The organism is Streptomyces sp. NPDC001220, from assembly GCF_053597895.1.
In genome coordinates, this window is sequence record NZ_JBSFJE010000015.1 from 39,479 (window position 1) to 62,533 (window position 23,055).

At 71.4% G+C, this 23,055-nt stretch carries 18 protein-coding genes and 1 pseudogene; 8 read left to right on the forward strand and 11 right to left on the reverse strand.

The annotated features are described in order from the left end of the window. Positions 1 to 2: 2 nt before the first annotated feature. Positions 3 to 1,100, reverse strand: coding sequence for an LCP family protein (locus ACWDGI_RS31735; protein WP_450764902.1), 1,098 nt, complete (start codon positions 1,098 to 1,100; stop codon positions 3 to 5). A gap of 187 nt (positions 1,101 to 1,287) precedes the next feature. Here ACWDGI_RS31735 and galE point away from each other — a divergent pair, with 187 nt between their 5' ends. Both galE and ACWDGI_RS31745 read left to right on the forward strand, forming a co-directional pair. Continuing rightward, positions 1,288 to 2,274, forward strand: coding sequence for a UDP-glucose 4-epimerase GalE (galE, locus tag ACWDGI_RS31740; RefSeq protein WP_450764904.1), 987 nt, complete (start codon positions 1,288 to 1,290; stop codon positions 2,272 to 2,274). Further along, positions 2,274 to 3,848 carry a CDP-glycerol glycerophosphotransferase family protein gene (locus ACWDGI_RS31745; protein ID WP_450764905.1) on the forward strand — a complete coding sequence of 525 codons (1,575 nt, stop codon included), beginning with the start codon at positions 2,274 to 2,276 and terminating at the stop codon, positions 3,846 to 3,848. Before galE ends, ACWDGI_RS31745 begins: the two co-directional genes overlap by 1 nt. Positions 3,849 to 3,913: 65 nt before the next feature. On the opposite strand, the gene ACWDGI_RS31750 is transcribed toward ACWDGI_RS31745, so the two are convergent. After that, on the reverse strand, positions 3,914 to 6,043 hold the full coding sequence (locus tag ACWDGI_RS31750; RefSeq protein ID WP_450764907.1) for a 3-hydroxyacyl-CoA dehydrogenase NAD-binding domain-containing protein: 2,130 nt from the start codon (positions 6,041 to 6,043) through the stop codon (positions 3,914 to 3,916). Further along, the gene (locus tag ACWDGI_RS31755; RefSeq protein WP_450764909.1) at positions 6,040 to 7,257 is read right to left on the reverse strand and encodes a thiolase family protein; all 1,218 of its coding nucleotides are present in this window, start codon (positions 7,255 to 7,257) and stop codon (positions 6,040 to 6,042) included. Before ACWDGI_RS31755 ends, ACWDGI_RS31750 begins: the two co-directional genes overlap by 4 nt. 120 nt (positions 7,258 to 7,377) lie before the next feature. Between ACWDGI_RS31755 and ACWDGI_RS31760 the strand changes: the two are divergent. Then, positions 7,378 to 7,548 (forward strand): annotated as a pseudogene (locus ACWDGI_RS31760) (carbohydrate ABC transporter permease); the annotation flags it as partial. Positions 7,549 to 7,785: 237 nt separating this feature from the next. Here the strand turns inward: ACWDGI_RS31760 and ACWDGI_RS31765 are convergent. Next, on the reverse strand, positions 7,786 to 9,021 hold the full coding sequence (locus tag ACWDGI_RS31765; protein ID WP_450764911.1) for a hypothetical protein: 1,236 nt from the start codon (positions 9,019 to 9,021) through the stop codon (positions 7,786 to 7,788). Positions 9,022 to 9,939: 918 nt separating this feature from the next. On the opposite strand from ACWDGI_RS31765, the gene ACWDGI_RS31770 reads away from it, so the two are divergent. After that, the gene (locus ACWDGI_RS31770; RefSeq protein ID WP_450764913.1) at positions 9,940 to 10,776 is read left to right on the forward strand and encodes a TetR family transcriptional regulator; all 837 of its coding nucleotides are present in this window, start codon (positions 9,940 to 9,942) and stop codon (positions 10,774 to 10,776) included. 119 nt (positions 10,777 to 10,895) lie between these two features. Here the strand turns inward: ACWDGI_RS31770 and ACWDGI_RS31775 are convergent, their stop codons facing one another. The 3 genes from ACWDGI_RS31775 to ACWDGI_RS31785 all read right to left on the reverse strand — a co-directional run bounded on the left by ACWDGI_RS31775 (position 10,896) and on the right by ACWDGI_RS31785 (position 14,011). After that, a complete protein-coding gene (locus ACWDGI_RS31775; protein WP_450764915.1) occupies positions 10,896 to 12,176 on the reverse strand; it encodes an HRDC domain-containing protein in 1,281 nt (426 codons plus the stop codon). Positions 12,177 to 12,371: 195 nt separating this feature from the next. Beyond that, complete coding sequence (locus ACWDGI_RS31780; RefSeq protein WP_123973178.1) at positions 12,372 to 13,034, reverse strand: response regulator transcription factor; 663 nt, start codon at positions 13,032 to 13,034, stop codon at positions 12,372 to 12,374. Between the two features lie 299 nt (positions 13,035 to 13,333). Continuing rightward, complete coding sequence (locus ACWDGI_RS31785; protein ID WP_450764917.1) at positions 13,334 to 14,011, reverse strand: DUF3000 domain-containing protein; 678 nt, start codon at positions 14,009 to 14,011, stop codon at positions 13,334 to 13,336. Between the two features lie 108 nt (positions 14,012 to 14,119). Here ACWDGI_RS31785 and hemE point away from each other — a divergent pair, with 108 nt between their 5' ends. Further along, positions 14,120 to 15,187, forward strand: a complete 1,068-nt coding sequence (hemE, locus tag ACWDGI_RS31790; RefSeq protein ID WP_450764919.1) for a uroporphyrinogen decarboxylase — start codon at positions 14,120 to 14,122, stop codon at positions 15,185 to 15,187. A 9-nt stretch (positions 15,188 to 15,196) separates the two neighbouring features. Here the strand turns inward: hemE and ACWDGI_RS31795 are convergent, their stop codons facing one another. Continuing rightward, a complete protein-coding gene (locus ACWDGI_RS31795) occupies positions 15,197 to 16,021 on the reverse strand; it encodes a rhomboid family intramembrane serine protease (RefSeq protein WP_450764921.1) in 825 nt (274 codons plus the stop codon). Between the two features lie 167 nt (positions 16,022 to 16,188). Here ACWDGI_RS31795 and ACWDGI_RS31800 point away from each other — a divergent pair, with 167 nt between their 5' ends. Further along, positions 16,189 to 16,458, forward strand: a complete 270-nt coding sequence (locus tag ACWDGI_RS31800) for a hypothetical protein (RefSeq protein WP_450764923.1) — start codon at positions 16,189 to 16,191, stop codon at positions 16,456 to 16,458. 104 nt (positions 16,459 to 16,562) lie between these two features. Here ACWDGI_RS31800 and ACWDGI_RS31805 read toward each other — a convergent pair whose 3' ends face one another. Beyond that, entirely contained in the window at positions 16,563 to 17,954 is a 1,392-nt protein-coding gene (locus ACWDGI_RS31805) for an FAD-dependent oxidoreductase (RefSeq protein WP_450764925.1), read from the reverse strand. Positions 17,955 to 17,991: 37 nt separating this feature from the next. Continuing rightward, the gene (locus tag ACWDGI_RS31810; RefSeq protein WP_450764927.1) at positions 17,992 to 18,870 is read right to left on the reverse strand and encodes a DUF4349 domain-containing protein; all 879 of its coding nucleotides are present in this window, start codon (positions 18,868 to 18,870) and stop codon (positions 17,992 to 17,994) included. Between the two features lie 154 nt (positions 18,871 to 19,024). On the opposite strand from ACWDGI_RS31810, the gene hemG reads away from it, so the two are divergent. Together hemG and hemQ are read left to right on the forward strand one after the other, a co-directional pair. Beyond that, positions 19,025 to 20,593 carry a protoporphyrinogen oxidase gene (gene hemG / locus ACWDGI_RS31815; protein WP_450764929.1) on the forward strand — a complete coding sequence of 523 codons (1,569 nt, stop codon included), beginning with the start codon at positions 19,025 to 19,027 and terminating at the stop codon, positions 20,591 to 20,593. Between the two features lie 5 nt (positions 20,594 to 20,598). Next, a complete protein-coding gene (hemQ, locus tag ACWDGI_RS31820) occupies positions 20,599 to 21,330 on the forward strand; it encodes a hydrogen peroxide-dependent heme synthase (RefSeq protein ID WP_450764931.1) in 732 nt (243 codons plus the stop codon). A 6-nt stretch (positions 21,331 to 21,336) separates the two neighbouring features. Here the strand turns inward: hemQ and ACWDGI_RS31825 are convergent, their stop codons facing one another. Beyond that, on the reverse strand, positions 21,337 to 22,974 hold the full coding sequence (locus ACWDGI_RS31825) for an alpha/beta hydrolase (protein WP_450764933.1): 1,638 nt from the start codon (positions 22,972 to 22,974) through the stop codon (positions 21,337 to 21,339). Positions 22,975 to 23,055 lie beyond the last annotated feature (81 nt).

Here is a 23,055-nt window from a genome sequence, read left to right on the forward strand (position 1 = left end):
CGTCAGTTGCCGCCGGTGGCAGGGGACTTCTTCGCCGAGTCGGGGATCGTGGCGTCGGCGCGGACCGCCTTCCACAGGGTCGAGGCCTGCGGCTCGGCGGCCACCACGCGGTTCGGGTCGGCCTTGTCGTACGCCACCGGGAGCATGATCGTCTCCATGGTGGACGGGTTGACGCCGTTCAGGCTGCGGCCGAACTCCGCGAGCTTGGTGAGCGAGGCGAGTTCGGAGTCGGTGGTGAGCGCGGCGGTCAGCTTGTCGGCGATCTTGTACGCCTTGACCGGGCTGCCCAGCAGGTCCTGCTTCTGGATCTCCGCGAGCAGGGCGATCATGAACTGCTGCTGGAGACCGATCCGGCCGAGGTCGCTGCCGTCGCCGATGCCGTGCCGGGTGCGGACGAACTCCAGGGACTGGGTGCCGTCCAGCTCGTGGGTGCCCTTGGTGAGGTCGAGGCCGCTGGAGGTGTCGTGGATGTCCTGGTCGACGGTGACGGTCACCCCGCCTATCGCGTCCACCAGGTCCTTGAAGCCGGCGAAGTCGACCTCGACGTAGTGGTCCATGCGGACCCCGGACATCTGCTCCACCGTCTTGACCACGCAGGCCGGACCGACCTGGGAGTAGATGGAGTTGAACATCACGCGTTTCGCGGAGGGGGCCTGGGAGCCGCTCGCCGTGGTGCACTCCGGGCGGGTCACCAGGGTGTCACGCGGGATGCTGACCGCGACCGCCTGCTTGCGGCCCTCGGGTATGTGCATCACCAGCGCGGTGTCCGAACGGGCCCCGGCGACCTTGCCGGTGTTCAGCTTCGCGTTGGCGCCGGCCCGTGAGTCCGAGCCGAGGATCAGTATGTTCTGTCCCGAAGTGGGCAGTTTCTCCGGGCGGTCGTCCCCGATCGCCCGGTCGATGTCGACGCCCTGGATGTTGCCGTCGATGCCGCTGTAGAGCCAGTACGCGGTGCCCGCTCCGGCCGCGACCAGGACGGCCAGTGAGAGCAGGATCCGGCGGCCCCTCCGGCGTCCGCCGGTGCGCTTGCGGCCGCGCCCGCCACCCTGTGCGGGGGGCGCGTCGGAGTCGCTGGGCTGGGGCGTCGGGACATGACTCATCCTGCTTCGAATCCTCAAAGATCGTGCCCCGGCGGGGCGGTGCTGTGGCGTGAGGACTCGGGTGGGGGGGGAGGCCGGTCCAGGTGGTGCTGCCCGGTCGAAACCGCACAAGGGGCGGACGACCGCACGATCATGCACAACCCGTGATGTATTTGTAAACAGCAGCCAAAGAAATAGTATGCGCGCCATGACGTGGCTGATAACAGGCGGTGCCGGCTTCATCGGCGCCCATGTCGTGCGCGCGATGCTCACCGCCGGTGAGCGGGTCGCGGTGTACGACGACCTCTCGACGGGCGACCCCGCCCGCGTCCCCGACGGTGTGACCTTCGTCAAGGGCTCGGTGCTCGACGGCACCCTCCTGCGGCGCACCCTGTCCGACCTCGGGATCGACGGCGTGGTCCACCTCGCGGCCAAGAAGCAGGTCGGGGAGTCGGTCGAGCGGCCGCTGCACTACTACCGCGAGAACGTGCACGGGCTGCAGACCCTGCTGGAGGCGGCCGCCGACACCGGGGTGCGGCACTTCCTGTTCTCGTCCTCCGCCGCCGTGTACGGCATGCCCGACGTGGACCTGGTGACCGAAAACACCCCCTGCGCCCCGCTCAACCCCTACGGCGAGACCAAGCTGGCGGGGGAGTGGCTGGTGCGCGCCGCGGGCCGGGCGCACGGGATGACCACCGCCTGCCTGCGGTACTTCAACGTCGCCGGGGCGGCCGAGGCGCGCCTCGCGGACAGGGGCGTCTCCAACCTCGTCCCGATGGTCTTCGAGAAGCTCACCGAGGGCAGCGCCCCCGTGATCTTCGGCGACGACTACGACACCCCGGACGGCACCTGCGTACGGGACTTCATCCACGTCGAGGACATCGCCGCCGCCCATCTCGCCGCCGCCCGGGCGCTGCCCGGCCGGGAGCCCGGCAGCGACCTGACGGTCAACATCGGGCGCGGCGAGGGGGTTTCCGTACGCGAGATGATCACGCTGATCGGCGAGGTCACCGGTTACGGCCCGGCGGCCGCCCCGGTCCACGCGCCGCGCCGCGCCGGAGACCCGGCACGGGTCGTCGCCTCGGCCGACCGCATCCGCGCCGAACTGGGCTGGACGGCCCGCCACGACGCCCGCACCATGGTCGCCTCGGCCTGGGCCGGCTGGTGCCGGCGCCATCCGGAGGCCCGGCGCTGATGGCCGCTCCCGTGCGCGACCGTGCCGACCGGGTGCGGCCGTCCGGTCGAGCCCCGGCCGGCCGCACGGTGCGGTCCGGACCCTGGCTCCTCACCGGGCACGACGGCAGGCTCATCGCCTACGCGCAGACCGACGGCGCCGTGCTGCGCTGGACGGAGACCCGTCCGGGCGGCCCCGACTGGACCGGCCCGGACGTGCTGCCGGTCGAGAACAGCGCCCAGGACGCGCTGCATCTGCGGCTGGTCGCCCCCGGCCGCACCGCCCGCCTCCGGCACGCGATGTGGCGGACCGGCCGCGAACTGCGCATCCTGCGCACCCGCAACCCCGGCTGGCGGATGCGCGTCGCCTACTGGCTGACCTATCCCTTCCTCAACGGCAAGGAGATCTGGCTGGTCGGTGAGCGTTCCGACACCGCGCAGGACAACTCGTACCACTTCTTCAAGTGGGCCCGGATCCACCGCAAGCGCCGCAACGTGTACTACGTCATCGACGCGGCCTCGCCCGACCACGCCAAGGTCGCCCCGTACGGGAACGTCCTGAGGCTGGGCTCCTTCAGGCACCGCATGTACCTGCTCCACGCGACCAAGCTCATCGGCTCCTACGACTCCGAGTCCTACCTCGTCCCCGAGGGCTACAAGAAGGCGCTCTTCCTGCACCGCTTCGGCGAACTGGTCAGGTACCAGCGGGTGTTCCTCCAGCACGGCGTCACCTACAACGACGTGACCTCCGGCGCCGACCAGCGCATCGCGAGCTACGACCTGCTGGTCACCGCCGGCCGTCGGGAACGCGACTTCATGGCCCAGGAGGCCGGCTACGGCGACCGCGCCCAGCCGGTCGGCTTCCCGCGCTTCGACGCTCTCCAGCGCGAACGCCGCGACAAGCCGCGCATCCTGCTGATGCCCACCTGGCGGCAGTGGATCGTCACCGCGTCCTACAAGAAGTCCGCCGGACCGGCGCGGACCAGCTTCACCCAGTCCGAGTACTACCGTTTCTACAAGACGCTGCTCTCCGACCCCCGCCTCGGCCGCGCCCTGGACGACTTCGGCGTGGACCTCGAGTTCTTCCCGCACTACGAGATCCGCCCCTACCTGCACACCTTCCAGTTCTCCTCGCCGTCCATCCAGGTCGCCGACCCGCACACCCGCAATGTGCAGCAGGCGATGAAGGAGTGCTCGCTGATGGTCACCGACTACTCGTCGGTGTTCTTCGACGTGGCCTACATGGGCATCCCGCTGGTCTACGTCCCCTTCGACGAGGAGGACTTCTACGGCCGGCACTACAAGCGCGGCTACTTCGACCTCGCCGCGGACGGCTTCGGCCCGGTCTGCCGGACCGTCGACCAGGCCGTCGACGAGATCATCGCCGCCATCGCCCGCGACTTCACGGTCCAGACCGAACACCGGGCCCGGGTCGAGGAGTTCTTCGTGCACCGAGGCGGCGGCAACTGCGAGCGCGTCTTCGACGCCATCGACGCCCTGGGCACCGCCTCCGCGGCCGCACTGGCCCCCGGCCGCCCGATCGGCGCCCTCCCGGCCCCGCTGCCCGCCCTCACCGAGTGGATCGACGCGGCCTGACCCCTGCCACGGCATGCGAAAGGGGGCCTCCGCGGATCGCGGAGGCCCCCTTCGGCTGTCGGCGGTTACGCCGGGACCGACGCCACGCCCGGCGCCAGGAACTTCTTGCCGTTCACGCGCTCGGAGACACCCTCGCGGTCCAGGTACGGCGTGATGCCGCCCAGGTGGAAGGGCCAGCCGGCGCCCGTGATCAGGCAGAGGTCGATGTCCTGCGCCTCGGCGACGACACCCTCGTCGAGCATCAGCCCGATCTCCTGGGCGACGGCGTCCAGGACACGGTCGCGGACCTGCTCCTCGCTGAGGACGACGTCACCCTGCTTCAGCAGCGCGGCGACCTCGGGGTCCAGCTCCGGCTTCCCGCTGTCGTACACGTAGAAGCCGCGCTTGCCGGCCTTGACGACGGCCGCGAGGTTCGGAGAGACCGTGAAGCGGTCCGGGAAGGCCCGGTTGAGGGTCTCCGAGACGTGCAGGCCGATCGCCGGACCGACCAGCTCCAGGAGCACCAGCGGGGACATCGGCAGGCCCAGCGGCTCGACCGCCTTCTCCGCGACCTCGACCGGGGTGCCCTCGTCGATGACGTTCTGGATCTCGCCCATGAAGCGGGTGAGGATGCGGTTGACGACGAACGCCGGGGCGTCCTTCACCAGCACCGCGGTCTTCTTCAGCTTCTTGGCGACGGCGAAGGCGGTGGCCAGCGACGCGTCGTCGGTCTGCTCGCCGCGCACGATCTCCAGGAGCGGGAGGATCGCGACCGGGTTGAAGAAGTGGAAGCCCACGACCCGCTCGGGGTTCTTGAGCTTCGACGCCATCTCCGTCACCGACAGCGAGGAGGTGTTGGTGGCGAGGATCGCGTGCGCCGGGGCGACCGCCTCGACCTCCGCGAACACCTGCTGCTTGACGCCGATCTCCTCGAACACGGCCTCGATGATGAAGTCCGCGTCCGCGAAGCCCTCGGCCTTGTCCAGCACACCGGTGACCAGGGCCTTGAGGCGGTTGGCCTTGTCCTGGTTGATGCGGCCCTTGCCGAGCAGCTTCTCGATCTCGGCGTGGACGTAGCCCACACCCTTGTCGACGCGCTCCTGGTCGATGTCGGTCAGCACGACCGGCACCTCGAGGCGGCGCAGGAAGAGCAGGGCGAGCTGAGAGGCCATCAGACCGGCGCCGACGACACCGACCTTGGTGACCGGACGCGCCAGGTTCTTGTCCGGCGCACCCGCGGGACGCTTGCCGCGCTTCTGCACCAGGTTGAACGCGTAGATGCCGGCGCGCAGTTCGCCGCCCATGATCAGGTCGGCGAGCGCCAGGTCCTCGGCGTCGTACCCCTGCTGGAGGTCGCCGTTCTTGGCGGCGGCGATGATGTCCAGGGCGCGGTAGGCGGCCGGGGCCGCGCCGTGCACCTTGGAGTCCGCGATGAAGCGGCCCTTGGCGACGGCCTGGTCCCAGGCCTCGCCGCGGTCGATCACCGGGCGCTCGACCTCGATGTCGCCCTTGAGTACCTGGGCGGTCCAGATCAGCGACTGCTCCAGGAAGTCGGCGCCCTCGAAGAGAGCGTCGGCGATGCCCAGGTCGAAGACCTGCTGCCCCTTGAGCTGCTTGTTCTGGTTGAGGCTGTTCTCGATGATCACCGAGACGGCCTTGTCGGCGCCGATCAGGTTCGGCAGCAGCGCGCAGCCGCCCCAGCCCGGGACCAGACCCAGGAACACCTCGGGGAGCGAGAACGCCGGGATGGCCTTCGACACCGTGCGGTAGGTGCAGTGCAGACCGACCTCGACGCCACCGCCCATGGCGGCACCGTTGTAGTAGGTGAAGGTCGGCACGGCCAGACCCGCGAGGCGCTTGAAGACCTCGTGGCCGCCCTTGCCGATGGCGAGCGCGTGCTCGTGCTCCTTCAGGAGCTCGACACCCTTCAGGTCCGCGCCGACCGCGAAGATGAACGGCTTGCCGGTGATGCCGACACCGACGATCGCGCCCTCGGCCGCCTCCTTCTCGACCTGGTCGATGGCGGTGTTGAGGTTCGCCAGCGAGGCCGGGCCGAAGGTGGTCGGCTTGGTGTGGTCCAGGCCGTTGTCCAGGGTGATCAGCGCGAAGCGGCCGGCCCCGGACGGCAGGTCGAAGTGGCGCACGTGCGCCGACGTCACGACCTCGTCGGGGAACAGGTCCGAGGCCTGCTTCAGAAGCTCGGCGGTGGTGCTCACTTGTCCCCCTCGAAGTGCGGGTTCTCCCAGATGACCGTCGCGCCCATGCCGAAGCCGACGCACATGGTGGTCAGGCCGTAGCGGACGTTCGGCTGCTCCTCGAACTGACGGGCCAGCTGCGTCATCAGACGCACACCCGAGGAGGCCAGCGGGTGACCGAAGGCGATGGCGCCGCCGTACTGGTTGACGCGCTCGTCGTCGTCCGCGATGCCGTAGTGCTCCAGGAAGGCCAGCACCTGCACGGCGAAGGCCTCGTTGATCTCGAACAGACCGATGTCGGAGATCGACAGACCCGCCTGCGCGAGCGCCTTCTCGGTGGCCGGGATCGGGCCGTAGCCCATGACCTCCGGCTCGACACCCGCGAAGGAGTACGACACGAGCCGCATCTTGACCGGCAGGTTGTTCTCGCGGGCGAAGTCCTCGCTGGCGATCAGCGAGGCGGTGGCGCCGTCGTTCAGACCGGCCGCGTTGCCGGCGGTGACCCGGCCGTGCACACGGAACGGCGTCTTCAGACCCGACAGGTTCTCCAGGGTGGTCCCCGGCCGCATCGGCTCGTCGGCGGTGACCAGACCCCAGCCGGTCTCGCCGCCCTCGGGGTTGGTCCGGCGCACCGAGATCGGGACCAGGTCGGCCTGGATCTTGCCGTTGGCGTACGCCTTGGCGGCCTTCTCCTGCGACCGCACCGCGTACTCGTCCGTGCGCAGCTTGGAGATCTGCGGGTAGCGGTCGTGCAGGTTCTCGGCGGTCATGCCCATGAACAGCGCCGACTCGTCGACCAGCTTCTCGCTGACGAACCGCGGGTTCGGGTCGACGCCCTCGCCCATCGGGTGGCGGCCCATGTGCTCGACACCACCGGCGATGGCGATGTCGTACGCGCCGAAGGCGACGGAACCGGCGACCGTGGTGACGGCCGTCAGGGCGCCGGCACACATACGGTCGATGGAGTAGCCGGGGACGGAGGTCGGCAGGCCCGCGAGAATGCCCGCGGTACGGCCGATGGTCAGACCCTGGTCACCGATCTGGGTGGTCGCGGCGATGGCGACCTCGTCGATCTTCTTGGTGTCCAGACCGGGGTTGCGGCGCAGCAGCTCCCGGATCGCCTTCACGACGAGGTCGTCGGCACGGGTCTCGTGGTAGATGCCCTTCGGGCCCGCCTTGCCGAACGGGGTACGGACGCCGTCGACGAAGACGACATCCCTGACGGTACGAGGCACGATTGGCTCTCCTCCAGGGTGCGGGATGGCACTGCTGCATGCGCTGAGCGCGCGCTCAGGCCCATGCTACTTATGAGTAACGTGACTGCCCACCCCTGACGGCGGGAGCGGCGAAGGTCACATGTGCCGTCCCGGAATCTTGGCGTGATCTCGACGTCCCACTTCCGCCTCAGCGGCCCCCAGGGAGCGCACTGCGAGGTCGTCTCGGCGGGAGTGGCCCTGGTCATCCTGCCGACGCCGGTCGTCCTCCTGTGCCCGCAGCGCTTCCTCTACAACGGCTTCATGCGGGGGCGGCCCGGTGAGCGCCGTGCAACGCCGGGCGTCGACCAGCCGTGCGCGCGGCGGTGTGCCGCACGCCCAGTTCCAGGATGCGAGCGTTCCGCGTCATCGGGAGTGGGCCGGGCGGGCCGGACTCGCGGGCGGGGCGGGCGGCGGCCCGGGACCGGGGTGACGTGAGCACGAGGTCTCCTCTCGGGTGGTGGTGTGCGCACAGGCGCGGCCGCGGGGTCACGGACCGCCCGGTGAACGTCATCCGTGGTGTTCCAGCGCACGGATCACGCTGTAGTCCCGTTCGATGGCGCGCGGCTCGCTGCTGCTGAGTACGGCCTCGGCGGAGACGGGGGCACCGGGCGTGCGGATCTCGCTCGCCGCGACCACGGTGGGCAGCGAGCGCAGGACGGCTCCCAGCCACGGGGCGATCCCGGCGGTCGCGCGCATGTGCACCCGCACGATGTGCTGTCCGCCCGGCGCGGGCGTGAACCGGGCGGCGGCCGGAGGGATCCACGTGCCCAGCGCGTCGACGGCGCGGTTACGGCCGGTCGCCGTCCGCAGCGCTTCGTCGGCCGGCGTCACGACGGGCGCCGCCAGCGCGCCCACCAGCAGGGGCTCGCCACCGGTCGCGTACGCCAGCCGGGTGGTGACCGGACCGCACACCACGCCCAGCGCGTCGAGCACCCGCGTGGTGCCGAGCGCCAGGGTCCGCGCCAGCGGGCTGCCAGGAGCGAGCAGATCGGTGCGGTCCAGCCGGCCGTCCCCGGTGTGGACGTCCGCCCACAGATCGGTGACGACGTGCTCGGGGCGGCCGTCGGGGCCCGGACGAGTGGCCGTGTTGACCGTGTACCGGCGCCCGGAGGGCCGCTCGCTCAGCACCAGGTGCGCGCTGCCGGAGTGCCTGACGGCCGCGTCCCGCAGGGCCGGCCAGGCGGCCCCGATCTGGAGTTCGTCCCGGCACTCCACCGGGGCGACCGGGGTTCCGCCGGCCGCCGGGGTGAGCAGATAGCCGGGCATGGGGTGGCGCCGCGCCCAGGCCACGGCCTCGGCCGGACTCGCCGTGCGGATGCCCCGCAGGGCGGGAACGCCCACCCGTGCCAGGCGGTCCGCCTGCGCCCCGCGGTCGTACCTCAGCGGTGAGGTCGCCGGATCGGCGCCGGGAAGACCGAGCTGCCAGGCGATCCGCTCGGCCGGCTCGATGCCCCCGGTGCTGCCCGCGACGACGGCCGAGACCCCCAGCGCCCGCAGCGCCTTGACGGTCTGCCGGACCCCGCGGTGCACGACCGTGCCGGTGTATCCGGCCGGCACCGGCGAGTTCCGGTACGCCGGCGGCCGCAGGCGGCTCTCCGGGACGACGGCCACCGTCCGCCAGCCGTGCCGGGCGAACGCCCGCGGATACGGGATCCCGCCGTCGTACGGGGCGATCACCGCCGCGGTGTCGACGGCGGGGTCGGTCCGTAAAACGGCCGCGGCGGGGGCGGAGGGGATGGTCATCGGTGCGAGCTCCCAAGCAGACGGGTGTGAGGCCGAAGCGGGTCAGCTGGTGCGGGCGGTCGTCCGGCCGCCCGGGTCGCTCACGCGCACCCGACGAACGAGGTGATCGCTTCGGGTCTTCGCACCTTCGCTCCGCGGATGCCGCCCATGGGAACCGGAACGGAATGCGGATCGCATCGCGTACACGGCCGGCCGTGCACCGGCGCCGACGGCTCGGCATGCCTCGTCCGAACGCGGTCGGAACGCATATGACCCCCCGTGCGGATGGGAGTGGTCCGGCGGGGTGCCCGCCCGGACCGCTCGACCCGTCGTACGACGCCATCCGGTCTTGTTGGGACCCATCGGTCCCTTCTGCTGCGACCTCTCCATCCACCGGAAACGGCTTGCATGCGTCCTCGAAGTACGGGACGGCGGCGTTCGTCACCCCTGAAGAGATGACATGTCCGAGTTGCCGGAATGTGCGGTCGGTTTCAGAAGGGACTGATCGGTCTGTTCTGTCGGCGTCAAGTCTGGAACTCGGGCGCTGTGACGTCAAGCAACCATGGGTCACACTGCTTTCAGGTGCCCGGCTGCCACTGGGATGCGGCGTGCTTAAAGAGGGGGGTCACGGTCGAAAGTCGCGTTGGTCCCTTACGTGCGGCTGACGCCGTGCGGCAGCCGTCCGCGAGTGCGAACACCCCTTCCGGCGCCGGGCGTCCGCCTGAACGGGCGGGGTAGTATCGGGAGGCTGATTAACGTGTGCGCGGCATTTTCCGGCTTATTGTGACGCCCTGAAATTCCTTTTCCTGAGAATACGGTTCGGCCTTTCAGGGCTCCGAGAACACTTGCGGGGTCGGGTGTTCTGGAACGCGTACGCAGTTTTCCCGGACAAAGTCCGTTCAGTCTCAACCGGCGAATGGGACTCGAAGGCGAGATCGAATGAGCAACCTGCGCAGGCCGCGACGGCGGCAACAGCGCGCCATCGACACGAGACAGCGAATCCTCGACGCCGCTGGCGCGCTCTTCGTGGCGGACAGCTATGAGGGGGCTTCGGTAAGTGACCTGATCACGGCCGCACGGACGAGCAAAGGGGCTTTCTATCGGCACTTTCCCGGGGGAAAGCTCGAAGTGGCGTCGGCCATCATGGAGGACACGCTGAGCATGGACGGGCTGCAGAAGCAGCGCATCATGCTCCAGGAAATGGTCGACATAGGCATGATCCTGGCCCATCGAGTCTCCAGGGAGAGTGCTGTCCAGGCCGCCTTGATGCTGTCGTTCCGCGGCAATGCACCAGAAACCTACGGAACTCCCTGGCCGGACTGGATCGTCTTCAACACGGGACAGTTGACCGAAGCGCGGCGGAGGGGAGAGCTGAAACCCTTCGTCGACGTGGAGGAGCAGTCCTACCAGGTCGCGGGGAACTGGGCCGGAGTGGTCCTGATCTCGAACACCCTCGACCGGCACATGGGGAATGTCGAAGCGCGGATCGCGCGCATGTACCGCAACGTGGTGACCGCGATCGCGGTTCCGGAGGTCCTGCCGGAGATCGACATCTCGGTGCACCGGGGCAGGAACCTGTACACCGCGTTCCTCGAAGGTGCGGCTGATCCGGAGCCGCCGCGGGACGGGTCCGCGGCGGGATCCCCGGACCAGGCCGAAGAACTCGACGGGCTCGACGGGCTCGACGGGCATGCAGGGCTGGAAGGGCTCGAAGAACTCACGGAGCACGCCGAAGAAGCGGCTCCGGGGCACGCCGGAGTACTCCCGGGGCGCTAGCGGGACCACTGGCGGAACTCGGCTCTTCAGCGGCGCCCTGAGGCGCCCCGGAGGGCCGAGTCCCGCGTCCGCGCGCCGACACCGGTGAGCCGGGAGAGGAGGCTGCCCGGCGGACCGGCCTAGGTGGTCAGCGCCGTCACCAGCGCCGGCGTCACCTGCTCCACCTGCCAGGGTCGCGCGCCGTACCCCACCAGAGCGGTTCCCACCGTCTCGGCGTCCACGGCCTTCGGCGGCTCCCAGCAGAGCCTGCGCACCGTGTCCGGGGTGATCAGGTTCTCCTGGGGCATGTTGAGCTGCTCGGCCAGGGCCGACACCGCGGCCCGTGCCGCGGACAGCCGGGCGGCCGCCGCGGGATCCTTGTCGGCCCACGCCCGTGGCGGCGGCGGCCCCGTCACCGGCTGCCCCGGCAGCGGCAGCCCGGCGTCCGGCAGCGCCTTGGCCCGGTCCACCGCCGCCTGCCACTGCTCCAGCTGCCGCCGTCCCATCCGGTGCCCGAAGCCGTTCAGCCCCGCGAGGGCGTGCACGTTCGCCGGCAGCGCGAGCGCGGCCTCCACGATCGCCGCGTCACTGAGCACCTTGCCGGGCGACACATCCCGCTTCTGCGCGATCCGGTCCCGCGTCTGCCACAGCTCCCGCACCACACCCAGCTGCCGGCGCCGCCGCACCTTGTGCATCCCCGACGTCCGGCGCCAGGGGTCCTTCCTCGGCTCGGCCGGCGGCGCGGACGCGATCGCGTCGAACTCCTGCCGTGCCCACTCCAGCTTCCCCTGCCGGTCCAGCTCCTTCTCGAGGGCGTCCCGAAGATCGACGAGCAGTTCGACGTCGAGCGCCGCGTACCGCAGCCAGGGCTCGGGCAGCGGCCGGGTCGACCAGTCGACGGCGGAGTGGCCCTTCTCCAGGACGAAGCCGAGGACGCTCTCCACCATCGCGCCGAGCCCGACCCGCGGGAACCCGGCGAGCCGCCCGGCCAGCTCGGTGTCGAAAAGGCTGCTGGGCATCATGCCTATCTCGCGCAGACAGGGCAGATCCTGGGTGGCCGCGTGCAGCACCCACTCGACACCGGACAGCGCCTCGCCGAGGCCGGACAGGTCGGGGCAGGCGACGGGGTCGATCAGCGCGCTCCCGGCACCCTCCCGGCGCAGCTGGACGAGGTAGGCGCGCTGCCCGTAGCGGTAGCCGGACGCGCGCTCGGCGTCGACGGCGACGGGCCCGGAGCCGGCGGCGAACGCGGCGATCACGCGGGCGAGCGCATCCTCGTCCGTGACCACGGGCGGAATGCCCTCACGCGGCTCCAGCAAGGGAATCGGCGCCCCCGTCACAGAAGATCCGGCGTCGTCCGGGGGAGTGCCCCCGGTGGTGCGCAGTGAACTGTCTGCTGCGGTGTCTTGGGCGTCGGTCACATGTCAAGGGTATCTGTGTGTGGACGGCGCCCGTCGACGGAACGTTCCGTCGACGGGCGCCGGAGGGTCGTAAACCAGTCAGGCCGGTGAAAGATCAGGTCCACGAACGGGGGACGTCGTCGTAGGACGTGACAGCGGATCAGCGGCCGATCCGGTTCACGTCACTGAACGGGGGAGTGCGGGATGAACGTTCGGTCAGTGGATGATGCCGGTGCGCAGGGCGACGGCGACCATCCCGGCGCGGTCGCCCGTACCGAGCTTGCGGGCGATTCGGGCCAGGTGGCTCTTGACGGTGAGGGCGGACAGGCCCATCGAGACGCCGATCGCCTTGTTCGACTGGCCCTCCGCGACCAGCCGGAGCACCTCGACCTCACGGCCGGAGAGCTCGCGGTAGCCGCCCGGGTGGCTCGGGGCACCCGGGGGGCGGCGGTGCATACGGGCGGCGGCGGAACCGATGGGGGCGGCGCCCGGTCGGGTGGGGAGCCCGATGTTGGTGCGGGTGCCGGTGACGACGTAGCCCTTGACCCCGCCGGCCAGGGCGTTGCGCACGGCGCCGATGTCGTCGGCGGCGGACAGGGCCAGGCCGTTGGGCCAGCCGGCGGCGCGGGTCTCGGAGAGGAGGGTCAGGCCGGAGCCGTCGGGGAGGTGGACGTCGGCGACGCAGATGTCGCGGGGGTTGCCGATGCGGGGACGAGCCTCCGCGATGGACGAGGCCTCGATGACATCGCGCACGCCGAGCGCCCACAGGTGGCGGGTGACGGTGGAGCGCACGCGCGGGTCGGCCACGACCACCATGGCGGTGGGCTTGTTCGGGCGGTAGGCGACCAGGCTTGCGGGCTGCTCGAGGAGAACGGACACCAGGCCTCCTGGGGGTGGGGGACGGGGCCGGCTTGTGGGGAAGAAGCCGGGACGAACCGTGCTTTCAAGGTCACAGTCGTCTTCGGCATCAAACCCGTCCGCCTTTAGAGAATGATCACGATCTGGTGAGTAACAATACGTGCAATTCGGACACGCGATCGATCATCCGAAGATCGAATCGGTTCGGGCTGTTGTCGTACGGGACAGAAAGTGGCCGTATCGACAAAGAGATGGTCAATGAAGGGTGAGTCGACGGGACCCGGGTGGACGGGTCGTCGAACACTGACGGAACGAGGCGGCTAGCGCGCCTGCGGGTCGCGGCGCTGCGGCAGCGTGACCACCGAGGCGTCGCCCGGAGCGGCCGGCGGCAGTCCCGCCACCTGCGCCAGCAGATCGCACCAGGAGGCGAGATGCGCCGCGGTGTCCGGGACCCCGGTGCGGCCCTCCCGGGGCGTCCAGGAGGCCCGGATCTCGATCTGCGAGGCGGCGGGACGCTCGGACAGCCCGCCGAAGTAGTGCGAACTCGCCCGCGTGACGGTCCCGCTCGGCTCCCCGTACGACAGGCCGCGCGCCTGGAGGGCACCGGTCAGCCACGACCAGCAGACGTCCGGCAGGAGCGGATCGGCCGCCATCTCCGGCTCCAGCTCCGCGCGCACCAGCGTGACCAGCCGGAACGTGCCACGCCAGGCGTCGTGCCCGGCCGGGTCGTGCAGCAGCACCAGACGGCCGTCGGCGAGGTCCTGGTCGCCGTCGACGACCGCCGCCTCCACGGCGTACGCGAACGGGGCCAGACGCTGCGGTGCGGGCGTCGGCTCCACCTCGACCTGCGGCCGCAGCCGCGCGCCGCGCAGCGCGTCGACCGCGGCTCGGAAGGCCGGTGGCGCCGTACTCCCCGTATGTCCTTCGCCCTCCTCGGTGCCCTTCCCCTCGCCCATCCCGCCAGCGCCGTCCGACAGTCGTCCCTGAGCCGCAGCCATGCGGGGAAGAGTAAGGGGAACGACGCCTTCGCGCAGGGAGAGACACCACCTAAGGACCATGTAAGGGCACCGCGCCACCGGGTTCCGGGGCGTGCGAGACTTGCCGTCGTGAGTGCGAACGGAAGCCCTACGGGCCAGCAGCCGACAGCGACGTACGACAGTGCCTTCCTGAAGGCGTGCAGGCGTGAACCCGTGCCGCACACCCCCGTGTGGTTCATGCGGCAGGCCGGCCGTTCGCTGCCGGAGTACCACAAGGTGCGCGAAGGCATCCCGATGCTGGAGTCGTGCACGCGGCCCGAGCTGATCACCGAGATCACACTGCAGCCCGTCCGCCGGCACAACGTGGACGCGGCGATCTACTTCAGCGACATCGTCGTCCCGCTCAAGGCCATCGGCGTCGACCTCGACATCAAGCCCGGCGTCGGCCCGGTCGTCGCGCACCCGATCCGCACCCGCGCCGACCTCGCCCAGCTCCGCGACCTCACCCCCGAGGACGTCTCCTACGTCACCGAGGCGATCGGCCTGCTCACCGCCGAGCTCGGCCCGACCCCGCTGATCGGCTTCTCCGGCGCCCCCTTCACCCTCGCGAGCTACCTCGTCGAGGGCGGCCCCTCGCGCACGTACGAGAACGCCAAGGCGATGATGTACGGCGACCCGGAGCTCTGGGCCGACCTGCTCGACCGCCTCGCGGACATCACCGCCGCGTTCCTCAAGGTGCAGATCGAGGCCGGCGCCTCCGCCGTCCAGGTCTTCGACTCCTGGGCCGGGGCGCTGGCGCCCGCCGACTACCGGCGCTCGGTGCTGCCCGCCTCCGCGAAGGTCTTCGACGCCGTCGCCGGGTACGGCGTCCCGCGCATCCACTTCGGGGTCGGCACCGGCGAACTGCTGAAGCTCATGGGCGAGGCCGGCGCGGACGTCGTCGGCGTCGACTACCGGGTCCCGCTCGACGAGGCCGCCCGGCGCGTCGGTCCCGGCAAGGCGCTCCAGGGCAACCTCGACCCGGCCGTCCTGTTCGCCGGCAAGGACGCGGTGGAGACCAAGGCCCGCGAGGTGCTCGACGCGGCCGCCGGTCTCGAAGGCCATGTCTTCAACCTCGGCCACGGCGTGATGCCGTCCACCGACCCGGACGCGCTGACCCGGCTGGTCGACTTCGTCCACACCGAGACGGTGCGCTGACCCCGTCCGCTACCAGCCGTGCCGGGGCCGGGCCCGCCTGCCGAACAGCAGGCCGCGCGGTTCCGGCGGCGGGGGCGTGCCCGGCTTGAGCGGCCAGGCGAGCAGCATGCCCACGAGGAAGCCGACGATGTGCGCCGCGTACGCTACCGTGCCGGCGTCGGAGACGCCCTCGCCGGACGAGTACACGGCCTGGAGCACGAACCAGAAGCCCAGCACCAGCCAGGCCGGCAGCCGCAGCGGCAGGAACACCAGGAACGGCACCAGCACCCAGACCCTGGCCCTCGGGTAGAGGACGAGATAGGCGCCCAGGACGCCGGCGATCGCGCCGGACGCGCCGATCAGCGGGTCCGCCGAGGTGTCGTTGAGGAGCGCGAAGCCGTAGCCGGCCGCGTAGCCGCAGACGACGTAGAAGAGGAAGTACCGGACGTGGCCCATCCGGTCCTCTACGTTGTTGCCGAAGATCAGCAGGAACAGCATGTTGCCCAGCAGATGCAGCCAGCTGCCGTGCAGGAACATCGCCGTGAAGACCGACAGCACCGGCGACTTGTCGTAGGAGGGCGGCCCGACCACACAGCCGGGGCCGTTCCGGCCGATGCCCGCCGCGCCGGTCGGGACCAGCGCGGGCATCTGATGGTGGATCAGCTCTCTGGGGACCGCCGCGTAGTGGTCCGTGAAGGCCTGCAGATGGCACAGCTGAGCCAGATCGCTGCTGCCGGCCACGGAGCCGGCTATGCCGGGTGTGAACAGGAAGACGAGGACGTTCGCGGCGATGAGCGCGTACGTCACGTACGGCGTGCGCCGCACCGGGTTGACGTCATGGACGGGTATGACCACAGGTCACTAGTGCCCAGGGCGGGGGCGCCCGAAGCGCGGAGCGGCACGGTGAACGTCGGCACGCGCGGGTGCGTATGTCCTTGCGACCGATGAGCTTCAGGTGATGTTCCAGGCGACGTGAGGACCAGGCGATGAACGAGCGGGTTGCTTCCCAGGGGTTCCCTCCCATGCAGGCCATGCCCGACGGTGAGGCGGAGATCTCTCTTGTCGTGCGGCTTCCCTGGGAGGACGTGGCGCGGCTCGGTCAGGAGGCCGGGCGGCTGGCGGCGCAGATGCAGCGGCCGGTGACGCTGGACGAGGCGGTCAGCAACCGGCTGCGGTCGACCCGGCCGGCGGCGGCGCACGCGGCGCGTCCGGGGACCGAACCGCAGCCTCCAGCCACCGTGCCGGGTGGAGCCGGGGTCACTTCTCTGCCGAGGATCAGCGGGACGGCCTAGGACGCGTTGCGGGGTGCGGGTGCGTGGGGGCTGGTCGCGCCCGCGCGGCGGTAGCCGCGTGTGGACACAGCCCCGCGCCCCTGGGCGAGTGACCGCGCCCTCTTTCAAGAGGTCCGCTCGCGTACCTTGGCCGACGCCTTTCGCGCCGCCACCAGTACCGGGTCCCACACCGGTGAGAACGGGGGTGCGTAGCCCAGGTCCAGGGCTGTCATCTGGTCCACCGTCATCTTCGCCGTCAGGGCCACCGCCGCGATGTCGACCCGCTTGCCCGCGCCCTCCCGCCCCACGATCTGGACGCCGAGCAGGCGGCCGGTGCGGCGCTCCGCGAGCATCTTGACCGTCATCGGGCTCGCGCCGGGGTAGTACCCGGCGCGGCTCGTGGACTCGATGGTGACCGCCTCGAACCGCAGGCCCACCCGCAGCGCGTCCTTCTCCCGCAGGCCGGTGCGGGCGATCTCCAGGTCGCAGACCTTGCTCACCGCCGTGCCGACGACCCCCGGGAACGTGGCGTAATCGCCGCCCACGTTGCTGCCGATGACCTGGCCGTGCTTGTTGGCGTGGGTGCCCAGCGGGATGTACTGCTCCTGGCCCGAGACCAGGTTCAGGACCTCCACGCAGTCGCCGCCCGCCCAGATGTCCCGGTGACCGCGGACCCGCATCGCCAGGTCGGTCAGCAGGCCCCCGTGCTCGCCGACGGGCAGGCCCGCGGCCCGGGCGAGGCTCGTCTCCGGGCGGACACCGATGCCCAGGATCACCACGTCCGCCGGGTACTCGCCGTCCTCCGTGGCCACCGCCCGGACCCTGCCGTCCTGGCCGGTGAGCACCTTGGTGACCTCGGCGTCGTTGACCATGGTGATGCCGAGGCCCTCCATCGCCTCGTGCACCAGGCGGCCCATGTCCGGGTCGAGCGTGGACATGGGTTCGCCGCCGCGGTTGACGACCGTCACCTCGTAGCCCCGGTTGATCATCGCCTCGGCCATCTCGACGCCGATGTAGCCGGCGCCGACGACGACCGCACGACGGCCACGCGTGTGTGCCAGCGTGTCGAGCAGGGCCTGGCCGTCGTCCAGGGTCTGCACGCCGTGCACCCCCGGCGCGTCCCCGCCCGGCATATCGGGGCGGATCGGGCGGGCGCCGGTCCCGATGACGAGTTTGTCGTACGACGTCCAGGACTCGGCGCCGGAATCGACGTCACGCGCGCGTACCCGCTTCCCGGCCACGTCGATCTCCGTGACCTCGGTGCGCATCCGCAGATCGATGTCCCGCGACCGGTGCTCCTCGGGCGCGCGGGCGATCAGACGGTCCCGTTCCGACACGTCACCGCCGACCCAGTACGGGATGCCGCACGCCGAGTAGGAGCTGAAGTGACCGCGCTCGAAGGCCACGATCTCCAGTTCGTCCGGTCCCCGCAGCCGGCGTGCCTGGGACGCCGCGGACATGCCCGCGGCGTCCCCGCCGATCACCACCAGTCGTTCCCGTCCACCGCTCATGTCCATGCGAACACGCTACGGGGCGCCGGAATTTCGGACTTGCTCAGGTCTCCCCGCCGGGCGTCCGGCGCCGGCGGACGACCCGCCACCACAGGACCGCGACCAGGGCGGCCAGGGCCGCGAAGGGCAGGGCCGCGCCCAGCGCCAGGGCGATCCAGCGCAGCATGGTGACGAAGACGTGCCAGCCGCCCGCCAGCGCGTCCACGAACCCCGGCGTGTCGTCCTTGGCGGCCTTCGTCACCGGCGTCTGGGTGAGCGACAGGGTGATGGTGGCCAGGCTGGTGCGGTCCTTCAGGGACGCCTGCTGGGCGAGCAGCGCCTCCAGGTCGGCCTCCCGGTTGCTCAACTCCCCTTCCAGGGTGACCACGTCACTGAGCTTGGTGGCACGGTCCATCAGCTCGCGGACCCGGGCCACGCTGGCCCGCTGCGACTTGACGCGGCTGTCCACGTCCACCACCTGGTCGGTGACGTCCTGGGCCTTCGCGGTGCGGTCGAGGAGCTTGCCCGCGCCCTGGAGACCGCTGAGCACCTCGTCGTACTTCTCGGTGGGGACCCGGAGCACCACGCGGGTGCGTTCGTGGCCCTGGGCGCCCCGGGTGGTGGTCTCGTCGCCGACATAGCCGCCGGCGTTCTCGGCCGTGGTGCGGGCCTCGTCGAGGGCCTTGGGCACGTCCTTGACCTGCACGGTCAGGGAGGCGGTGCGGATGATGCGGTTCACCGTGAGCGTGGGGGCTTTGTCGGTGCCCCTGCCGCTGCTTGCCTTGGCGCCCGCCGAGCCCGCCGCCTCCTGGGCCGAGCCGCCCACGTCGGCCTTGGAGTCGCTGGCGGACCCGCCGGAGTCGGCACCGGCGCCGCAGCCGGTGAGGGCGAGCGCGCAGGCGAGCAGAAGGCCGGCGAGGACGGGTCGTACGGGATGTCGCATGGTTCCCCCCGAGGGTCGTGACTACTGACGCTCCTTCGACGCCGGGGCGGCGCGGGACGTTTGAGCGGGACGGTTCCGATGCGGTCACGGTCCGGACGCGCGCCGGTCACCGGGCCGGGACGGGAGTGTCGGTGACGTTTGAGAGAGTGGGGCCATGAGCGCAACGGGCACGGGCCAGGTCGTCGTCGTCGGAGCCGGGATCGCGGGGCTGGCCGCGGCCCACCGGCTGCTGGAGCGCGGCGTGCGCGTGACCGTGCTGGAGGCCTCGGAGAGAGTCGGCGGCAAGCTGCTGCCCGGCGAGATCGCGGGCGTGCGGGTCGACCTGGGCGCCGAGTCGATGCTGGCCCGCCGACCCGAGGCGGTCGCCCTCGCGCGCGAGGTGGGGCTGGACGGCCGGCTGCAGCCGCCGGCCACCGCCACGGCCTCGATCTGGACCCGGGGCGCCCTGCGCCCCATGCCCAAAGGCCATGTCATGGGTGTCCCCGGCACCGCCGCCGCGCTGTCCGGCGTGCTGTCCGAGGAGGGCCTCGCGCGGATCGAGCGCGACGCCGACCTGCCCCGCACCGAGGTCGGCGACGACGTCGCGGTGGGGGAGTACGTGGCCGGGCGGCTGGGCCGGGAGGTCGTCGACCGGCTGGTCGAGCCCCTGCTCGGCGGGGTCTACGCGGGCGACGCCTACCGCATCTCGATGCGCTCGGCGGTCCCCCAGCTCTACCAGGCCGCCAGGACGCACGACTCGCTGACCGAGGCCGTCCGCGAGATCCAGGCCAAGGCGGCCGCCAACCAGCAGACGGGCCCGGTGTTCATGGGCATCGAGGGCGGCGTCGGCACCCTGCCGCTCGCCGTGGCCGCCTCGGTCCGGGCGCGCGGCGGCGAGATCGTCACCGGCGCCCCCGTGACCGAACTGCGCCGGGTGGGAGCGGGCGCGGCAGGCGACTCCGGCCGTGCCGGCTCGCCGGCCGGCGGATCCGGCCTCGCGCGGGCGACCACCGGGGCGGACGGGGACCGTGCGGCGGGCCGGGGTGCCCCCGGCGGCTCGGGCACCGGGTGGCGGGTCGTCGCCGGTGACCGGGTGCTGTACGCGGACGCCGTGATCATCGCCGTCCCGGCGCCCGTCGCCGCCACCCTGCTGCGTGCCGAGGCGCCCGCCGCCGCGGCCGAACTGGCCGCCGTCGAGTACGCCTCGATGGCCCTCATCACCCTCGCCTACCGCCGCGCCGACCTCGCCCTGCCCGAGGGCAGCGGCTTCCTGGTGCCGCCCGTCGACGGGCGCACCATCAAGGCCGCCACCTTCGCCTCCCAGAAGTGGGGCTGGATCGCCGACGAGGACCCGGATGTCGTCGTGCTGCGCACCTCGGTCGGGCGGTACGGCGAGACGGAGGTGCTGGGGCGCGCGGACGCCGACCTCCTCGACGTCTCCCGGCACGACCTGCGCGCGGCCACCGGCCTGGCCGCGGACCCCGTCGCCACCCGGGTCACCCGCTGGACCGACGGCCTGCCCCAGTACCCGGTCGGCCACCACGCGCGCGTGGCCCGCGTCCGCGAGCACGTCGGCCGGCTCCCGGGCCTGGCGGTCTGCGGCGCGCAGTACGACGGCGTGGGCATCCCCGCCTGCATCGCGAGCGCGTACGCGGCCGTCGACCAGCTGGGCGGTGACCTGGCGGCGGTGCGGGAGCTCACCGCCAACCCGGTGCAGAGCCTGCACGGCGGAGCGGGAGAATAGGGACCATGAGTGACGACGCCCCTATCACCGCCTCCGAGCGGATCCCGAACAAGGGCAAGCTGGCCAAGGACCTCAACGAGGTCATCCGCTACACCCTGTGGTCGGTCTTCAAGCTGAAGGACGTGCTGCCCGAGGACCGCACGGGCTACGCCGACGAGGTCCAGGAGCTGTTCGACCAGCTCGCGGCCAAGGAAGTGACCGTGCGCGGCACCTACGACCTCTCCGGTCTGCGCGCCGACGCCGACCTGATGATCTGGTGGCACGCCGAGGACAGCGACCAGCTCCAGGAGGCGTACAACCTCTTCCGCCGCACGAAGCTGGGCCGCGCCCTCGCGCCGGTCTGGTCGAACATGGCGCTGCACCGCCCCGCCGAGTTCAACCGCTCCCACATCCCGGCCTTCCTCGCCGACGAGACGCCGCGCAACTACGTCAGCGTGTACCCGTTCGTGCGCTCGTACGACTGGTACCTGCTGCCCGACGAGGACCGCCGCCGGATGCTCGCCGACCACGGCAAGATGGCCCGCGGCTACCCGGACGTGCGGGCCAACACGGTCGCCTCGTTCTCGCTCGGCGACTACGAGTGGATCCTGGCCTTCGAGGCCGACGAGCTGTACCGCATCGTCGACCTCATGCGTCATCTGCGCGCCTCCGAGGCCCGGATGCACGTCCGCGAGGAGGTCCCCTTCTACACGGGCCGCCGCAAGGACGTCGCGGAGCTGGTCGCGGGCCTCGCCTGACGACGCTCAGCGCCGGCCGGCCTTGCCCTTCAGGGAGTCCCGCAGCTTCTTCTGCTGGGCACGGCCGGCCGGCTTCGGCTCCGGGTGCCCCGCGCAGGACGCCCGCCGCTCCGGGAGTCGGCCCTCCAGCAGGTAGGCCTCCAGATAGCCGTTGACACACTTGTTGGGGCCGCCGCCGATGCCGTGGGTGCCCGCGTCCCGCTCGGTCACCAGCACCGAGTCGGCCAGCCGCCGGTTCATCTCCAGCGCGCCCGCGTACGGTGTGGCCGCGTCCCGCTCCGCCTGCAGGATCAGCGTCGGCCGCAGTTCACCGGGACCGGTCCGCACGTCCAGGGCCTTCTGCCGGGGCACCGGCCAGTAGGCGCAGGGCAGGTTCATGAAGGCGTTGTCCCAGGTCTCGAACGGCGCCACCCGAGCCAGCCGGGTGTTGTCCCGGTCCCAGGTCCTGAAGTCCGTCGGCCAGGCCGCGTCGTTGCACTCGACGGCCGTGTAGACCGCGTTGCCGTTCTCCGCCGCGGCGGCCGTCGCCGCCGTCGGTGACGCCAGCCGGACCAACGGCTTCGCGTCCCCCTTCAGGAACTTCGACAGCGCCTCCGCGCGGCTCGGCCAGTAGTCGTCGTAGTACCCGGCCGACAGGAAGGCGCCCTGCAACTGCGCCGGCCCGACCTTCCCGCCGGCCGCCTTCTTGGCCAGCCGCTTGCTCGCGCGGTCGTAACTCGCCTGCACCTTCGCGGCCGTGTCACCCAGCCCGTACACGTCGTCGTGCTCGGCGATCCACTCGCGGTAGTCCGCCCAGCGGCTCTCGAACGCGGCCGACTGCTCCAGGTTGGCGCGGTACCAGATCTGCGCCGGGTCCGGGTTCACCGCCGAGTCCAGCACCATCCGCCGTACGTGCGAGGGGAACAGGGTGGCGTACAGCGCGCCGAAGTAGGTGCCGTAGGAGGCGCCCATGAAGGTCAGCCGGTTCTCGCCGAGCGCGGCGCGCAGCACGTCCAGGTCACGGGCGTTGTTGAGCGAGGTGAAGTACCTCAGCCTGCTCCCGGACCGCTTGAGGCAGCCGCGCGCGTACGCCTTCGCCTCGGCGACCCGCGCCTTCTTGTACGCCGCCGACGGGTGCGTCGGCGACGGGGACGGCGCCTTGAAGAAGCGCTTGGGGTCGACGCAGGACAGCGGCGCCGAACGGTCCACCCCGCGCGGGGCGTAGCCCACCAGGTCGTAGGCGGCGGCGAGGCGCTTCCACTCGGGCAGCACGCCGACCATCGGGAAGGCCATGCCGGAGGCACCGGGACCGCCCGGGTTGTAGACCAGGGCGCCCTGCCGGGGCACCTTGCGCTTGCTGTTGTGCGGGTCCTTGTGGGTGGCCGGCACCCGGCTGACGGTCAGTCTGATCCGCTTGCCGTCCGGGTGCGCGTAGTCGAGCGGGACGCTCAGCGTGCCGCACTGGAAGGAACTCGGATAGTCCAGTCCGGCGGCGCACCTGCCGAAGTCGATGCCCTCCGCGCGCGCCCGCGCGGCGGCCACGGCGGTACCGCGCAGTTCCGTCGTCACCGCGTCCGGGACGCGGGGGGCGCTCCCGGCCGGGGCGGCGGCCAGGGTGGTCAGGATCAAGGACCCGGCTGCCGAATACAGGGCGGGGGCTCTCATGGCGTATCCCTTTCGGTGCGGTCGCTGCGTGGCGCGGCAGCAACGGCACCGCAGCGCCTGCACGGCAGCAATAAAAGGGAT

Excerpts from the sequence above, each read along its gene's own strand:
- hemQ (WP_450764931.1), top strand. The coding sequence starts at position 20,599 with ATGAGTGACGACGCCCCTATCACCGCCTCCGAGCGGATCCCGAACAAG.
- ACWDGI_RS31770 (WP_450764913.1), top strand. The coding sequence starts at position 9,940 with ATGAGCAACCTGCGCAGGCCGCGACGGCGGCAACAGCGCGCCATCGAC.
- galE (WP_450764904.1), top strand. The coding sequence starts at position 1,288 with ATGACGTGGCTGATAACAGGCGGTGCCGGCTTCATCGGCGCCCATGTC.
- ACWDGI_RS31825 (WP_450764933.1), bottom strand. The coding sequence starts at position 22,974 with ATGAGAGCCCCCGCCCTGTATTCGGCAGCCGGGTCCTTGATCCTGACC.
- ACWDGI_RS31785 (WP_450764917.1), bottom strand. The coding sequence starts at position 14,011 with ATGGCTGCGGCTCAGGGACGACTGTCGGACGGCGCTGGCGGGATGGGC.
- ACWDGI_RS31745 (WP_450764905.1), top strand. The coding sequence starts at position 2,274 with ATGGCCGCTCCCGTGCGCGACCGTGCCGACCGGGTGCGGCCGTCCGGT.
- ACWDGI_RS31800 (WP_450764923.1), top strand. The coding sequence starts at position 16,189 with ATGCAGGCCATGCCCGACGGTGAGGCGGAGATCTCTCTTGTCGTGCGG.
- ACWDGI_RS31765 (WP_450764911.1), bottom strand. The coding sequence starts at position 9,021 with ATGACCATCCCCTCCGCCCCCGCCGCGGCCGTTTTACGGACCGACCCC.
- ACWDGI_RS31735 (WP_450764902.1), bottom strand. The coding sequence starts at position 1,100 with ATGAGTCATGTCCCGACGCCCCAGCCCAGCGACTCCGACGCGCCCCCC.
- ACWDGI_RS31805 (WP_450764925.1), bottom strand. The coding sequence starts at position 17,954 with ATGGACATGAGCGGTGGACGGGAACGACTGGTGGTGATCGGCGGGGAC.
- hemG (WP_450764929.1), top strand. The coding sequence starts at position 19,025 with ATGAGCGCAACGGGCACGGGCCAGGTCGTCGTCGTCGGAGCCGGGATC.
- ACWDGI_RS31810 (WP_450764927.1), bottom strand. The coding sequence starts at position 18,870 with ATGCGACATCCCGTACGACCCGTCCTCGCCGGCCTTCTGCTCGCCTGC.